This is a genomic window from Pseudooceanicola sp. NS-SX9 (assembly GCF_057380705.1).
The window spans coordinates 127,600-143,300 of sequence record NZ_JBXXRN010000004.1; the positions used below are offsets into that span (position 1 = coordinate 127,600).

Here is a 15,701-nt window from a genome sequence, read left to right on the forward strand (position 1 = left end):
GCGGTGACGGCGATGTCGCCGCCCGCGGTCAGGGTGCTGTCTGCGACCAGCGTCTCGGCGCTGGCGCGGACCATGTTGGTGGCGATGGTGGCATTGACCGCAAGCGATTCCCCCGTGCCCCAGGCGCTGCCGCCCGACGAGGTGACATTCGAGGTGAGCCGCGCCAGAATAGTCGCATCCGATTGCGAGGAAACGGAAATATCGCCCGACGTGGCGGTGATGGCAATGTCGGTGACGCGCGCGGTGGCCTCGGCCCGCACGTCATTGGTGACGACGATCCCACCCACCGAACGCGCATTGCTCTCGGCCAGGTTGCCGAAGTTGGGGAAGACGTCCTGAGGCTCGATCTGGCCGTTCAGCAGGGTCCAGGTCTCGGCATTGCCCAGACCCAGCCCCGCGACATTGCCCAGATCAAAGCTGCCGCCGTCGCCCGCATATTGGTAATACTTGCCCGCCTCGGTCCCCCCGTTCGAGCCGATGTAGATCACGTCGCCCTGCACCAGATCCTGCGTGCCCGAGAACGAGGTATAGGCATATTCCTTCTGCAGCGCCTGGTTCGCCAGCGCGGTGAAGGCATCCATGTTGTTGGTGACGACGGCCGAGACCTCTATATTGCTGTCGGCGCGCAGATGGGCATTGTCATGGGCGCTGACGGTGACGCTGCCGCCCGCGGTGACGGACCCCTGCGGCAGGGTCGCGTCGCGCAACTGCCAGTCGGCATTGGCGGCGTAGTTTTGCACCGCATCCGACAGGTCGATCGACAGCGCCGCATTGCCCAGGGCGAAATCGCCGGGCTGGGTATCAATGACGTCGAAAAGCGTGATCAGCGCGTAATCCACCGCCCGCGGATCGGTCTGCGCGGCCTGCAGCGTGGCACCGGAATAGACCAGAATGTCGCCCCGGACCCAGGCACCGTGATCTTCCTGCACCAGGATGCGATCCCCGGCCTCCAGCCGCTGCACGTCGCTGTCGGTGGTGTAGAGGAAGCCATGATCGGCCCCCAGATCCGCGCCGATGTATTCATACACATCCGTACCAACGGTGACGGTCGCACCTGTGGCAAGGGTTTCGACCGTATCGGTCGCGGCATGGTCGGTGGTGGTGGAATTGGCGATCCACGCGGCGGTCGAGGATGCCACGCGGTTGGTCGCCAGGATCCCGCCGCCCGCCGTGCCATCGGCACCGTATTTCAGATCTTTGATGCCCTTGCCCTGGTTGTCCTCCTTTGAGCCGGTCACATAGGCATCGAAGAGCGCGCGGTTGTTCGTCGCCACGGCCGAGCTTTCATTGCCCACCCGCGCATCCAGCAGGTTGGCGTTCAGCAGCACCAGCGTGCCCGAGCGGTTCTCGATGATCCAGGTGCGGCCGACCTCGTCCGAGACATACCAGCGCAGCTGCACCTCTACCGTCTCGACCGACAGATCGCCCTCGTAGGTGATGCCGGCGGCGTCGAATTCGGCCTGCAGATCGGCCAGGGCCGCGGCGTCACCGGAGGCGTCCTCTTCGTCCAGCGCCTTCGCCTCGGCCATGTCGTCCAGCAGCTGGGCGGTGGTGTCGGTGAAGGTGATGTCGGTGTTGTCTTCGCTGGTCTCGGCGGTGACGGTCACGTCGCCGCTGGCGGTGAGCACCGAATCCTCGACATAGGCTTCGGCGCCGACGGGTTCGGCCTCGATCAGGTAATCCGATCCCAGCAGCGCATCGACCGCCTGGAACAGCACGTTCGAGCCGTCAAAGCCCACCGCGTTGAAGGCCACGACCACGTTGATCGCATCCGACACGCCCGTCATCGACGACAGCGTCACCGCATCCAGAACCGACAGGTTCAGCGCCTCGACCGCGACATCGCCTGCGGTGGCGGTGACGCTGCTGTCGGTGATCCGGGCCGAGGCGCGCGAATTCAGCTCGTTCGTGACCATCAGCCCGCCATAGGTCTGGGTGGCGCTGATCGTGCTGGCATCGACCGCCTGCATCGTCGCGGCCTCGCGGGCGGTGACGGAAATCCCTTGGGCGGTCACGTCGTAGTCGTCGATAAAGGCAGTGGCGCCGCCCTGAGCCTCGTTCCGGCTGACCATGACGTAATAGGCCTTGGCGGAACCGGTGTCGATCTGGGCGCCCTTGGCGGCGACGCCGATCAGGGCAGGGGGGATGATGTTGGTCTCGTCCAGCTCTTTCCACAGATCCATGTCGGTGTAGGTCGCCGTGGCCAGATCGACCGTGGCGCCCGATCCCATGTACTGGAAGACCTTGCCCTGCAGATCCGCGTCCTGGTCGCTGCCGATCAGCACCCGGTCGCCAAAGGCCAGCGTCTGGCTGCCCGACAGGGTGGTGTACTGGTAGGCATCCATCAGTTCCTGCGCCAGGGCGTTCAGCATCCCCAGCCCCAGGTCGTTGGTGCGCGAGGCCCCGGTATCCAGCGCCGTCTGGCTGTGCAGCACGGTGTCGTCGCGGGCGCTGACCCGCACCAGGCCCGCCGCCGCCAGGATGGTTTCATCCGAGGGCGTGTCGTCGGTATCGTCGATATAGGCCGCCGCCTGACCCGCCAGCATGTTCGAGGCCAGAACCCCCTGCGCGGCCATGGCGGATGCCCCCTGCATCGCCGCCGTATCGGTGCTGACCGAGGTGCCGATGCGCGCCTCCAGCTGGGCTGCGTTCATCGCCGTGACGCTGACGCCGGTCTGCCCCGCGACATCGCTGTCGATGATCCGCGCCACTGCATCTGAAGGCGTCTGATCGCCGATATCGGTGCCGATCAGCGCATCGACCGTCTGGAACAGCAGGTTCTCGGCCTCGTAGCCCAGGGTGTTGAAGGCGATGATCACGCCGACGCTGTCGCCCGCCGCGCTGATCGCGGTATCGAGCTGCGCCTTCAGTTTCGCGATGCTCTGCGCTTCGACCGCGACCGATCCGGCGGTCGAGGTCACGTCCGATCCCTGCTCGATCGAGGCCAGCGCCCCGGCATTCGCCGTATTGACCACGATCAGCGCGCCAACCGCCAGGCTGTCGCCCTTGTCGCCCTGCACCGATCCCCCGCCCGAGGACGACACCGCCATGTTCCCCGTCGCGGAAAGCGATGCGTTTTCAAGGGCCTTGATGGTGACATCGCCACCCGCCTGCAGTGCCGATCCGATCACCCGCGCAATCGCCTGGGCGTCGAAGGTGTTGCGCACCGCCATGCCGCCCACGCCGACGCTGTCGCTGTCGGACAGGTTGGTGCCGGTGGGGATCAGCTCGGTCTCGGGGACGCGCTGCCAATAGTCGGTGTCCTCGAAATCGGTGTCGCGCAGGTCGATCTGGACCGGGCTGCCGCCCATGTAGCGATAGATCGTGCCGGCCTGGCCATTGGCATCGTTGAACGCCAGCCAGTCGTAGTTCAGCGCGATCCGGTCACCGAAATCGACCTGCCAGGTGGGGCCTGCAACCTCGTCGCCATTGCCGTCATAGACATGGGCGCCATCGGTGTTCAGATCCGACGGCAGGATGGTGCCAAGCGCCGCATCGACCCCCGAAAGCCCGCCGTCATTGGTGGTGACGGAGGAAGACGTGACCTTGGCATTCGAGGCGATGGTGGTGGTGTCCTCGGCCCGCACGCTCAGCGTGGTGCCGGCGATGGCGCCCTGGCCGGTGGCATTGACGATCTCGGCCAGCGCATCCGAGGCGATCTTGTTGTTCGCCAGGATCATCGCAAAGCCCATGCCCCGCGCATCATAAAGGGGGTTCGCCGTGGCGCTGTCCGAGGCCTGCGAGGTCGCGGAATTCAGCACCGTGGCGTCGATCAGGCTCTGGTTCTTGGCGGTGACGCTCAGCGCCCCTGCCGCTGCCACCTCGGCCGAGGTGACATGGGCATGGGCGTTGGAGGGGTCCTCGTTGCCGAGGTACTGGTTGATGCCGATCAGCGTATCAAGGCCAAGGGCGAAGGCATCCAGAACGTCGATGTCAAAGCCGATCAGGTTGAAGGAAATCCCCACGCCCACGGCGGAATTGTTGCCGCTGGTGACCTTGGTCGAGGCCTCGGACAGGCTGTCGAGGATCGCCGCATTGGTGGCGCCCACCGCGATCGTGTCGCCGGACACGCTGGCGCCATTGCGGATCGCGGCCTCGGTCGTGCCGCGCATCTCGTTGAAGGCGAGGGTGCCGCCAAAGCCCACGGTCTTGGTCGAGGCAATCAGCGTCGCCTTCGAGGGCCCGCTGCGGGTGTCCCGCAGGCTGAGCGCCGCCGCACGCGACACCAGCACCTGTTCGTTCGAGGCCTCGACCGTGACATCGCCCGCGGCGGTCACGTCGGCGCCGTCGATGGCGGCCTCGACATCCTTGTCCATCTGAGAGATCGCGGCGGCAACCGAGATCTTGCTGCCGCTCGCCTCGCTCAGGGTGATTTCGGTCAGCTCGTCCAGATAGGCGTCGAATTCGCCCGACAGCGCCGTCAGCGTCGTGGCGTCCAGCGCCTGCACCGTCAGCGCGCCCGACAGGGTGATCGTGCCGGTGTCGACCAGCGCGCGGGTGCTGCCGGAAATCGTGTGCACGGCGATCTTGGCCATGACGTCATACGTGGACGTATTCGTGGCCGTGACCGACAGATCGGTGCCGGTGACATCGCCGGAGACCTGCGCCAGGACGCTGTCGGTGGCATTCAGGTAGGTGGCCCCGATCAGCGAAGCGCTGACCTTGTTTTCGAAGGTGCCGGTGTTGCTGGCCTCGACCGCGAAGGCGCCGCCCGCCATGACCGATCCCGCAACCACCGCCTGGGTGTCGCGACTGATCGTCAGGATCCCGACCGAGACCTCGAAACTGCTGAGGGCGCCGCCCAGGATGCCGGTGGAATCCGTGCCTTCGGTGCCCGCTTCATCGGGCGTCACATCCAGCACGATGCTGGAGGCATCGCTGGCGCGCACCAGACCAGAGACGGTTTCGCCCGACAGGATATCGCTGCCGAGGCTGACCTGCGCCCCCGAGGCGATCGTGGCATGGGTGGTGATATCGGCGATCACCGCATTGGCGATCGTTCCCAATACGGACTGGCTGCCGTCGATGCTGACATCCAGCAGCGTCGTCGCCTGCAGGCGGAACGCGCCCCCCGAAATGACCGAAGCGCCCCCGATGGTGGCATGGGCGCCAAGGCTGGGCATCTGCAGCGGACTGCCCTCGCTGAAGGCGAAGTCCGAGAAATCGCCTGTCGCATCCAGGACCCGTTCCGCATGGGCGGAAATGTCGATGGCACCATCCGCGATGATGCTGCCCTGCACATCGACCGATGCCCCGACGCTGCCGATCCCCGACAGCTGCAGGAAGCTCAGCCCCGCCCCCGAGGCGCTGTTGGCCGCCTGCAGGGTGACATTGCCCAGCGGATTGACCAGCGTGCCCAGCGACACGCCCGCATCAAGGGTGATCGCCTCGGTCTGCACGGTCAGGTCCATGCCGTCGGTGGCGGTGCTGTCCCAATCCGTAATGGTCAGCGCCACGTCCGAATTCAGCACGCCATTGTCGCTGGTGATGGTCAGGCTGGCGGTGGGGGCGGCGAAATCGACGCTTTCCAGCCCCGGCCCGTCCAGCAGGAAATGCCCGGTCAGGCCATCGACGCTGAGCGTTGCGGTCTGGGGACCCAGGGCAAGGGTGCTCATGTCCACCGCGACATTGGCGGCGGTGTTGGTCAGGAAGGTGGGTTCAAGGCCCGCAAAGCGCAACAGCTCTCCGTCCAGTTCGAAGCTGCCGCTGCTGGGGTCCTCGGGGCGGTAGATGACAGTGTCATGGGCGCCCTCGATCACCAGCGTGTCAAAGCCCGCCGCGCCGCCATCCAGGCCCCCCGACAGCGATCCACCCTCTGCCAGGGTGAAGGTGTCGTGGGTGTCCGCCGCCCCTTCCAGCCATTCCACGCCCGAGAACGACAGGTCGATGAAGCCATCCGTTGCCACCCCGGCATCGGGCTGGCCGATGGTCCAGCGGGTATCGCGCGCGGTATCGAAGGTCAGCCGGTCCTCGCCCGCGCCACCGTCGAACTGGAAGCTGAAGGGCTGGTCCTCGCCGAAACTCAGCCCGTCGAAGGTGATCAGGTCGCGCCCCGCCCCCCCGGTGATCGACACGCCCGAGATCTCGGACAGATCACCAAAGCTCAGGATCGTGCCGCCGGTGCGGTCCAGGATCTGCACCCGCTGGACCTGGGTTGCGGCCTCGCCCTCGCCCTCGATGTCCTGGTGCAGCTGCACCAGCAGGTCGGTGTCGCGGTTGTCCTGGTAATAGGCCGCCAGATCCAGCGCCAGCACGTCGGCGTTCATCAGCACCCGCTGTTCCAGCGGCTCCAGCATCAGGCGGCGGGCGGCGCGCTCCAGCGCGGCAAAGCGCCGTTTGTCCCGCCCACGCAGACGCGACCGCACGCGACGGTTGTAGGGGATGTGCGGCAGCTGGCCGGGGCTCTGCTGAGCGAACGGAAAAGACATGGCAGATTTCCAATCCTGAGCGCGAGGTGCCCGGCTCCTCCCAGAGTGCACGTTGGAAAACGTGCCCGGACACACCCATGACTTGCAATGAACGCAAGCTGACTATGTGGGGGATGCAGCCTATGGGCAACCAAAACCATGCGGCCTAAGCGCGTTTTATTATTAACCATTCTTCCTATGGTTTAGTATTGGCTGTGAGTGATTTGCCGCATCGCACTTGCCAGGCAGGTATCGGGCGGTGCCCGGCCGTCGATCCGAAAACGGCACAGCGGCGCCAGCCGTGCCTGCTGCAGGGTGACGGCGGGATGGACGATCTCTTCATGGGCGCGCAGGTAGCCATTCAGCCAGTGGCAGAAGGCGGCCTGCTGGCCCGGCTGAACCGAATCGTTCAGTTGCCGCAGTTTCCGGGCCAGCGCGATGTCGGATGGCAGGTCGATCCAGAAGGATAGGGCAGGGTGGCCCGACAGCGCAGGGTCCTGCGGGCCAAGGGGCGTGTCGATCACCACCGGGTCTGGCCCGGCCAGCAGCGGGCGCAGCGCCCGGGCCAGACCGGGGGCGGCAAGCTCGTGATCGGGGGCGCCGCGGTCCAGCCAGTCGCGCACCCCCTCGGGCGGGGTGCGGGTGAAGGTCTCGTGATCGTCGTGGTGCAGGATGCGGGCGCTCAGCTGCCCCGCCAGGGCCCGTGCCAGGGTGGTCTTGCCGCTGCCGGGCGGCCCCGAGACGGTGATCAGCAGCGGCGTCATGCGGGGCGTTCGAACGCTGTGATGTGAAAGGTCATGTCAAGCATGATCCGGGCCGGGGGCAGGGGGCGCAGGCCTTCGGCTGCAAGGATTTCGCAATAAAGATCCGGGGCCCGGTAGAAAGGGGCGAAGACCAGGTTGGCGGCGGCGGCCAGGCCCCGGGGCGGCGGATCACCGGCCAGCGCACCGCGTTCGCAGATCACGATCCGGCCACCGGAGGGCAGGCGGGCTGCGGCGCGCGCCAGCAGCAGGCGGACCTCGGGGAGGGACCAGTCGTGCAGGACGGATTTGAACAGGATCGCCTCTGCCTCGGGCCAGGGGGTGGTGCGGGCATCGCCGGGCAGGAACTGCAGGCGGTCCCGCAGCGGGCGGTCCCGCATCCGCTGCCGCCCCAGGTGGCAGACCGCCGGCAGGTCCAGGACGGTGGCGCGCAGCGTGGGGTGCAGGGCCAGCAGCGCCTCGGCCATGACGCCGGTATTGCCGCCGATTTCCAGCAGCGACACGCAGCCCTGCAGCGGCATCAGCGGCGCCAGCGCCGGGGCCTCGCGCCGCGACAGGGCGGTGACATAGGCGACCCAGGGCGCGGTGTCCTGCAGCGCTGCGGCACTGGTGCTGCGGGCACGGTCGTAACGGAAGAAGGCAAAGGTTTCGGCCCGCGCCAGGAAGGCCTCGGGGCCCTGCGACAGGGCGGGCCCCGCACGCAGCATGTCGCAGGCGGCCAGGGCGATGAAATCGACGCGCGTTTCCAGCGTGTCATCGGCCAGCAGGCGCTGCATGGCGGCGGTGGGGCGCCAGCCTTCGGGGCAGGGTTCTAACGCGCCCAGGGACGCCAGGATCGGCAGGCCCCAGTCGGCAGGCGGCGTCAGGGGGCCGGGCAGTGCCGCGAACAGCCCCCCCTTCAGCGCCGCACGCAGGGCGGCAAGCGCCGGCAGATCGTCCAGCAGTGCGGTCTCCAGCTGTCGGACCTGCGGATCGTCCATGTGCCCCCTCCCCTTGATTGTGCGATCTTGCGATATGCAATCGGGCCGTGCAACATGGCCGTGCATCTGTCGGGGGAGGAAACCGGATGTCGCTGAACCGCCTGGGGCTGGCGCTGCTGGCCCTGCTGCCTGCCACCGCGCGCGCCCTGCCGCAGGATTGTGTGATCGAACCGCTGGCCACCGTCTCGCTCAGCTCGACCGAGCAGGGCCGCATCGAGGCGGTGCTGGTGCGCCGGGGCGATCATGTCGGTGCCGGTCAGCCCCTGCTGCGGCTGGAGGACAGCGTGCAGCGCCTGCAGCTGGAGATGGCGCAGGCCAAGGCTGCCTCGGATGTCGATCTGCGCGCCGCCGAGGCCCGGCTGCGCTTCCGCCAGGAGGAACTGGACCGCGCGCAGGAACTGTTCGCCCGCAATGCCGTGACTGCCTCGTCGGTGCAGGACAAGCGGATCGAGGTGACACTAAGCCAGCTGGCCCTGGAAGAGGCCCAGGCCAGCCATGCCCGCGCCCAGCTGGAACAGCGGCTGGCGGCGGCGATGCTGGCGCGGCGCACGATCACCAGCCCGGCCGACGGGGTGGTGCTGTCGGTCGATGCGGCGGCGGGCGAATATGCCTCGGACACTGCCGAGATGATGCGCCTGGCCGAGATGGACCCGCTGATGGTCGAGGTCTTCGTGCCGCTGGATTACCACGACCGCATCCGCACGGGCGACAGCTATGAGGTGGTGCAGGCAGAGCCGCTGTCGGGGCGGTTCATGGCGCGGGTGCGCACGGTGGATCAGGTCTTTGATGCGGCCTCGGGGACGTTCGGGGTGCAGCTGGAGCTGCCGAACCCGGGCGGCACCATCCCCGCCGGCACCCGCTGTGCGGTGGATTTCGACCTGCCGGCGAACTGATCCCCCAAGTGGCCCCGCCACGAAAAAACCGGCACCCGGCGAACGGCCGGGCACCGGTACAGGGTAGAAATCACGCCGATAAAAAGCGTTACCATTTACATGTACACACCCGGGCCAACGTTGGGGACAAGGACCGGGTCGGGACTGTCAAATACGACAGGGCGCAAGCTAGCGGAGCAGGCCCGGCGAGGCCATGCGTGCGGTTGCCTAGGCAATTATGCCTACGACCAAAGTCCTGAGCGGCGTTTTCGACACGTGTACGGATTTATTTCGTCCGGGCCACCGGAGCGGTTGTCCAGCAGGTCCGCTCCTCCTACGAGGGGCAAGGGCCGGGCAGACCGGCGGGCAGGGGGCTGCGGTGACGAAAACATTGGGGGTGCCCCTGTTTCTGGGGTTTGCGGGATTGCAGCTGCTGGCGGTGCTGGCGATCGTGTTCTCGTCCTACGTGACCTCCGAGAAGGTGCTGATGTTCCATGCCCGCAGCCTGCTGCGCAACGTCGGGCTGAACACGATGGAACATTCCCGGGGGTTCCTGAAACCCGCCCATGATGCCGCCGATCTGGCGGTGCGGCTGGCGCAAAACCGCATCATCGCCAGCGACGATCCGGTGCTGATGGAGCAGCTGCTGTTCCAGCAGCTGCAGTTGGCCACGCAGATCTCGGGGATGTATTTCGGCGGCGCCGACGGCAGCTTCGTCTTCGTGATGCGCGATGGTGCCCCGGGGGTATTCCGCTCCAAGATCATCAGCCGGCGGGGCGGCCGGCGGCAGGTCCACCTGATCTGGCGGTCGGCGGATTTTCAGGTCCTGCGCGAAGCCTGGGACGACAGCGACGATTTCGACCCGCGTACCCGCGCCTGGTACAAGCGCGCCACGATGGAGCGCCACACGATCTGGGCCGATCCCTATATCTTCTTCTCGTCCCAGGCGCCGGGCATCACCCTGGCGGCCCCGGTCTTTGACGCGCCGCGCGGGGTGACGCTGGCCAGCCCGGTGCGCGGGCAGGGCCGTGGCATCACCGGCGTCGTGGGGGTGGATATCGAGATCGACGAGATCTCGGAGTTCATTTCCCGGTTGACCATCGGCAAGACCGGCCTGGCGCTCGTGATCAACCGCAACGGCGACGTCATCGCCGGCGAGAGCGCGGAAAAGCTGAAGGCGCGCGCCGCCGACGGCAGCCTGCGCTTTTACCGGATCGGCGAATATGGCGATCCGATCGCCCGCGCCGCTTTCGCCGACCTTTTCGCCGACGGCCAGCCCCCCGTCACCCGCGAGGTCGAGCGCCGCGTCAGCTATGGCGGTCGCGATTATGTGGCGCTGGCGATGCCCATCCTCAGCGAGACCCTGCCCTGGACCATCGCCGTCTATGCCCCCGAGGATGACTTCATCTCGGAAATCAAGTCGAACCGCAGCCACAACATCTGGATCGCCGTGGCGGTGGCGCTGGTGACGGGGATCGCGGGGCTGTTGCTGGCGAACCGGATCCACCGCCCCGTGCGCGCCTTTGCCGTGCGCTCGGCGCTGGTGGCGCAGGGGGAACTGGCCCCCGACGCCCCGATGCCGCGCACCTATCTGGAGCTGGAGGCCGTCAACCATACCCTGATGCAGCAGATCCGCGCCCGTCACGATGCCGAGCGCGAATATGGCATGACCTTCGAAATGGCCTCGCGCGGGATGGCGCAGATCGATCCGCGCAGCGGCCGGTTCCTGCGCGTCAACGGCCGGCTTTGCGATATCACCGGCCATTCCGCCGGGGCGCTGCAGCAGATGACCCTGGCCGGGCTGGTGCTGCCGGCCGACCACCGCTTCCTGCCGCTGGGGGACCGGCGTTCGGATGCGGAATTCTCGACCAACCGCGAACTGCGGATGCGGCGTGCCGACGGGGCGGTGATCTGGGTGCGGCTGAACGCGATCAATATCCGCGACGGCGACGGGCGCACGCTGCATGCGGTGATGACCGTCGAGGATGTCACCAGCACCCACGAGCAGGAGGCCCAGCTGACCCAGCTGAGCCTCGAGATGACCGCATTGGTGCGCGACAACACCATGAGCCAGCTGGCCAACGGCCTGGCGCACGAGCTGAACCAGCCCCTTGTGGCGATCGCGCAGAATGCGGGCTCGGGCCTCTATCTGCTGCAGCAGGGCGGCGATCTGCAGGGGCCGCTTCAGGAAACCCTGACCGAGATCGAGGGCCAGGCCCTGCGCGCCGGAGAGATCATCAATGCCTTGCGGGGCCTGCTGACGCCCGATGACCACGACCAGGCGCCCTTCCGGGTGGCCGATCTGGCGGGGCAGGTGCTGCGCATCGTCCAGCACGAGGCCGAAGAGGCGGGCGTCGCCCTGCGGCTGGAGTGCACGGGCGATCCGCTGGCGCGTGCCAACCGGGTACAGGTGGCGCAGGTGCTGGTGAACCTGCTGCGCAATGCCATCGAGGCCTTCCAGGGCTCGGCCATTGCCGACCGCGCCGTGGCCTTGCAGATTCGGCAAGAGGGCGACAGGCTGCGTCTGGTGGTGCAGGACAACGGTCCCGGCGTCGCCGAGGGGCTGGCGCTGTTCACCCAGTTCGAAACCACCAAGCCGCAGGGCCTGGGCCTGGGGCTGTCGATCTGCCGTTCGCTGGTCAAGCTGAACGGTGGCCTTCTGTGGCACGAGGCGCCCGCAGGTGGCGGCGCCCGGTTCTGCCTGACCCTGCCCGCCTGCCCGCCATCCCCGGAGGATCAGGCATGAGCGACGAGATCTTCACCGTCTACCTGGTCGATGACGACAGCGACGTGCGCCGCGCCCTGACCCGCGCCATCGCGATCCGCGGCATGGCGGTACAGGATTTCGCCAGCGCCGAAGCCTTCCTGGCCGCCTATGATCCGGGTCTCAGCGCCTGCCTGATCCTGGACTATGGCCTGCCGGGCATGTCGGGGCTGGATCTGCAGGCCGAAATCGTCCGCCGCGGCCATGGCCTGCCGATCATCTTCATCACCGGCCATGGCGGCGTCCCCGAGGCGGTGATGGCCATCCAGGGCGGCGCCATCGACTTTCTGGAAAAGCCGTTCCGCCAGGCGACGCTGATGGAACGCCTCGAGACCGCCCGCGCCCGTGCCCTGGCCCTGCAGGAGGCCTGTGAACGCACCGCCGCCATCGCCGGCCGCTTTGCCCGCCTGACCGGCCGCGAGGGGCAGATCGTGCGCCATATGCTGACCCACCCGGCCGAGATCAGCAGCAAGGACATTGCCCGCAGGCTCGATATCAGCCCGCGCACCGTCGACCATCACCGCGCCCGTATCCTGGAAAAGCTGGCCGTGGTTTCGGTGACCGAGATGTTCGGCCTGGTGGCCGAGCTGCCCGATCCCGCCCTGATCACCCAGATGGTGCCCGGCGAGGACAGCGAAACCGCTTGATCGGGCGCGCGCAGCCGGGTACTGCGGATTTAGATTAGAATGATTCCAAGGTATGTTTCCCCGTGTTGCAATTCCTCTCCTCCAAGCGACGGTTCTCGGACTTGTCCGAGCAGGAAGTCCTGGCCCTGGCGATCTCCTCCGAAGAGGATGACAGCCGGATCTACCGCGGTTTTGCCGCCCGCCTGCGCACCGACTACCCGGCCACGGCGCGGGTCTTCGATGCCATGGCCGAAGAGGAAGAGACGCATATGCAGCGCCTCATCCACCGCCACAAGGTCCGCTTCGGCGACACCATCCCGCTGATCCGGCGAGAGCATGTCTCGGACTACTATCACCGCAAGCCGCTGTGGCTGACGACGAACCTGGGCCTGGAGGACATGCGCGCCCAGGCCGAGATCATGGAACATGACGCGCACCGCTTCTACGTCACTGCCGCGCAGCGCTGTTCGGATGCCGACACCCGCACCCTGCTGCACGAGCTGGCCGCGGCCGAGGCCGGCCACGAACGCCGCGCCAGCGAGCTGACCGAGCAGGAGCTGACCCCCGATGCCCGCACCGCCGAGGCCGAGACCGAGCACCGCCAGTTCGTCCTGACCTGGGTGCAGCCGGGGCTGGCGGGGCTGATGGATGGCTCTGTCTCGACGCTGGCGCCGATCTTTGCCACCGCTTTCGCCACCCAGAACCCCTGGACGACCTTCCTGGTGGGGCTTGCAGCCTCGGTGGGGGCGGGGATCTCGATGGGCTTCACCGAGGCCGCCTCGGATGACGGGCAGATCTCGGGGCGGGGGTCGCCGCTGAAACGCGGCATCGCCTCGGGGGTGATGACGGCGCTTGGGGGCCTGGGCCATGCGCTGCCCTACCTGATCCCGCATTTCTGGATCGCCACCTCGATCGCCTTCGTCGTGGTCTTCTGCGAGCTTTGGGCGATTGCCTGGATCCAGAAGCGCTACATGGACACGCCCTTCTTCCGCGCCGCGCTGCAGGTGGTGCTGGGTGGCGCGCTGGTGCTGGGCGCGGGGATCCTGATCGGCTCGGGCTGAGGGGCAGGGCGCCGGACCTGCCCGTTCGGGGCCCATGTCACCCGGCAGTCACCGCCATGTGATGCAATATGAAATCACGTGATAATGACTGTTTCCGGTTCTAAATGTCTGGAATCACTGATTTTGATGGATCCCTTCCCTGGGGGGATCCGTTTCGGCGCCTCCCGTCGCCCCCCTTGTCGCCCGTCCGTTGAGATTTCAATGGACGGGGAGACAAAAAACAAAACGGGAGACTGCACATGGCCGATATGTCCATGTCACAGCAAGGCGAAGGGGGGCTGCGGCGCGATGCCGGCCGGCTTGCCCTGCTGTTCGTTTCGACCACGTCGATGGTGGGGTCGGGGTGGCTGTTCGGCGCCTTCCACGCCGCCAAGATCGCCGGACCCTATGCCGTCTGGAGCTGGGTCGTCGGCGCCGCGATCGTGCTGCTGATCGCGCTGTGCTTTGCCGAGCTGGCGGCGCTGTTCCCGCGCTCTGGCGCGCTGGTGCACATGAGCCACGCCAGCCATGGCGCGGGCCTGGGCCGGATCTGGAGCTGGATGCTCTATCTGGCCTATGCGCCCGTCGCCGCGGTGGAAACCGAGGCCGTGGTGACCTATGCCAACAACTACCTGCCCTGGCTTCTGAAGGGCGACGGGTCCGGCACGCTGAGCCTGGCGGGCTTTCTGGTCTGTGCGGTGCTGCTGCTGGTGATCGCGCTGCTGAACCTGATGGCGGTCGGCAAGCTGATGAAGTTCAACACCGCGATCACCTGGTGGAAGATCGCCGTGCCGCTGGTGACGGTGGCGGCGCTGATCCTGGGATCCAGCCACTGGGCCGTCTGGCAGGCCGATCCGCAGCCCGGCCAGTTCAACGGCATCTTCACGGCCCTGCCGGCGGCGGGCATCGTGTTCTCTTTCCTGGGCTTCCGCAGTGCCATCGACATGGGCGGCGAGGCCGCGAACCCGGGCCGGGCGATCCCGATGGCGGTGATCGGATCTGTGCTGCTGGCGGCGGTGCTGTACGTGCTGCTGCAGGTGGGCTTTATCCTGGCGCTGAAGCCCGATGACCTGGCGCATGGCTGGGCGGGCCTGAGCTTTGCCGGCGATGCGGGTCCCTTTGCGGGTCTGGCAGCGGCGCTTGGCTTTGGCTGGGTGGCGGCGCTGCTTTACGTCGATGCCTATGTGTCGCCCGGCGGCACGGGGCTGATCTACCTGACCGGCGGCTCACGCATCCTTTATGCGGCGGGCGAGACGGGCGCGGCCCCGCAGGCCTTTGCCAAGCTGTCGAAGAATGGCGTGCCGTGGGTTGCCATCGCGGTCATGTGGATCACCGGCGTCTTCTTCCTGCTGCCCTTCCCGGCCTGGCAGAAGCTGGTGGGCTATATCACCTCGGTCACGGTGATCACCTATGGCCTGGGTCCGATCGTACTGCTGGTGCTGCGCCGGAACCAGCCCGAGGCGCCGCGGTCGTTCCGCCTGCCCTTCGCGGGCGTGCTGGCGCCGCTGGCCTTCATCTGCTCGAACCTGATCATCTACTGGACCGGTTTCGAGACCAATTCCGTGCTGTTCGTGCTGATGATCGTGCTGTTCGCGGCCTATGCGGTCTATCACCACGGGATCCGCAAGGATGATGCGGAAAGCTTTGGCTGGAAGCAGATCGGCTGGTTGCTGCCGTGGTTCGGCGGCATGTGGATCCTGTCGGCGCTGTCGGATGTGGGCGGCGGCTGGGCGGTGCTGCCGTTCTGGCCGGGCGTCGTGCTGACCGCGGTCTGGAGCCTGATCGTCGTGCGCTTCGCGCTGAAATCGGCGCTGCCGGCCGAGGAAACCGCCAGGGTGCTGGCGGGCCCCGAGGAGGCGTTTGCGCGGGACCTGTGAGGCGGGGGGCGATGCCCCCGTCCCCTGCGGGGACTCCCCCGGAGTATTTCGGGTCAGATGATGAAGAACCGCTCTCCGGCAGATCCGGGGGGCGGGCCCCGATCACCTTGGCGTGATGGCGGGGCGCCGGGCGAGGGCAATCTGATGGCACGGGGTGGCCTGCAAGGGCAGGGGAGCGGTGGGTAGGCGGGACCCGGGACGATTTCTTATGGGTCTGCCTGTCGAAAGAATTTGTTCCTTCATGCGGAATGGGGTCCAGTGATCGGACCGGAGGGGAGACCGGGGGAGATCCGTTGCGGATCTCGGAACATGTTGACCTTCCGGGAGGAGGCCTGGCCCCGCGCCAGAGCACCGGGCAGGTCCGAGGGAGGAGA

At 67.1% G+C, this 15,701-nt stretch carries 8 protein-coding genes (1 of these 8 running past the window's edge); 5 read left to right on the plus strand and 3 right to left on the minus strand.

Annotated features, from left to right (window positions below; all coding sequences use genetic code 11):
• The 3 genes from AC2ITM_RS20415 to AC2ITM_RS20425 all read right to left on the minus strand — a co-directional run.
• Positions 1-6,428, minus strand: the start of a protein-coding gene (locus AC2ITM_RS20415; protein WP_486470253.1) for a beta strand repeat-containing protein. 24,136 nt of this gene lie to the left of the window's left edge; only the first 6,428 of its 30,564 coding nucleotides appear in the window; the start codon lies at positions 6,426-6,428; the stop codon falls past the left edge of the window.
• 182 nt (positions 6,429-6,610) lie between these two features.
• A complete protein-coding gene (locus tag AC2ITM_RS20420; RefSeq protein WP_486470254.1) occupies positions 6,611-7,171 on the minus strand; it encodes an AAA family ATPase in 561 nt (186 codons plus the stop codon).
• A complete protein-coding gene (locus tag AC2ITM_RS20425; protein WP_486470255.1) occupies positions 7,168-8,148 on the minus strand; it encodes a methyltransferase in 981 nt (326 codons plus the stop codon). The genes AC2ITM_RS20420 and AC2ITM_RS20425 overlap by 4 nt, the downstream gene beginning before the upstream one ends.
• An 86-nt stretch (positions 8,149-8,234) precedes the next feature.
• Here AC2ITM_RS20425 and AC2ITM_RS20430 point away from each other — a divergent pair, with 86 nt between their 5' ends.
• The 5 genes from AC2ITM_RS20430 (at position 8,235) to AC2ITM_RS20450 (ending at position 15,327) form a co-directional block, all read left to right on the plus strand.
• On the plus strand, positions 8,235-9,041 hold the full coding sequence (locus AC2ITM_RS20430; protein WP_486470256.1) for an efflux RND transporter periplasmic adaptor subunit: 807 nt from the start codon (positions 8,235-8,237) through the stop codon (positions 9,039-9,041).
• Positions 9,042-9,399: 358 nt separating this feature from the next.
• Positions 9,400-11,766: a sensor histidine kinase gene (locus tag AC2ITM_RS20435; RefSeq protein WP_486470257.1), complete on the plus strand. Its 2,367-nt coding sequence runs from the start codon at positions 9,400-9,402 to the stop codon at positions 11,764-11,766.
• The gene (locus AC2ITM_RS20440) at positions 11,763-12,431 is read left to right on the plus strand and encodes a response regulator transcription factor (protein ID WP_486470258.1); all 669 of its coding nucleotides are present in this window, start codon (positions 11,763-11,765) and stop codon (positions 12,429-12,431) included. The genes AC2ITM_RS20435 and AC2ITM_RS20440 overlap by 4 nt, the downstream gene beginning before the upstream one ends.
• A gap of 101 nt (positions 12,432-12,532) precedes the next feature.
• The gene (gene mbfA / locus AC2ITM_RS20445) at positions 12,533-13,471 is read left to right on the plus strand and encodes an iron exporter MbfA (protein WP_486470259.1); all 939 of its coding nucleotides are present in this window, start codon (positions 12,533-12,535) and stop codon (positions 13,469-13,471) included.
• 239 nt (positions 13,472-13,710) lie between these two features.
• Entirely contained in the window at positions 13,711-15,327 is a 1,617-nt protein-coding gene (locus AC2ITM_RS20450; RefSeq protein WP_486470260.1) for an APC family permease, read from the plus strand.
• Positions 15,328-15,701: the final 374 nt, after the last annotated feature.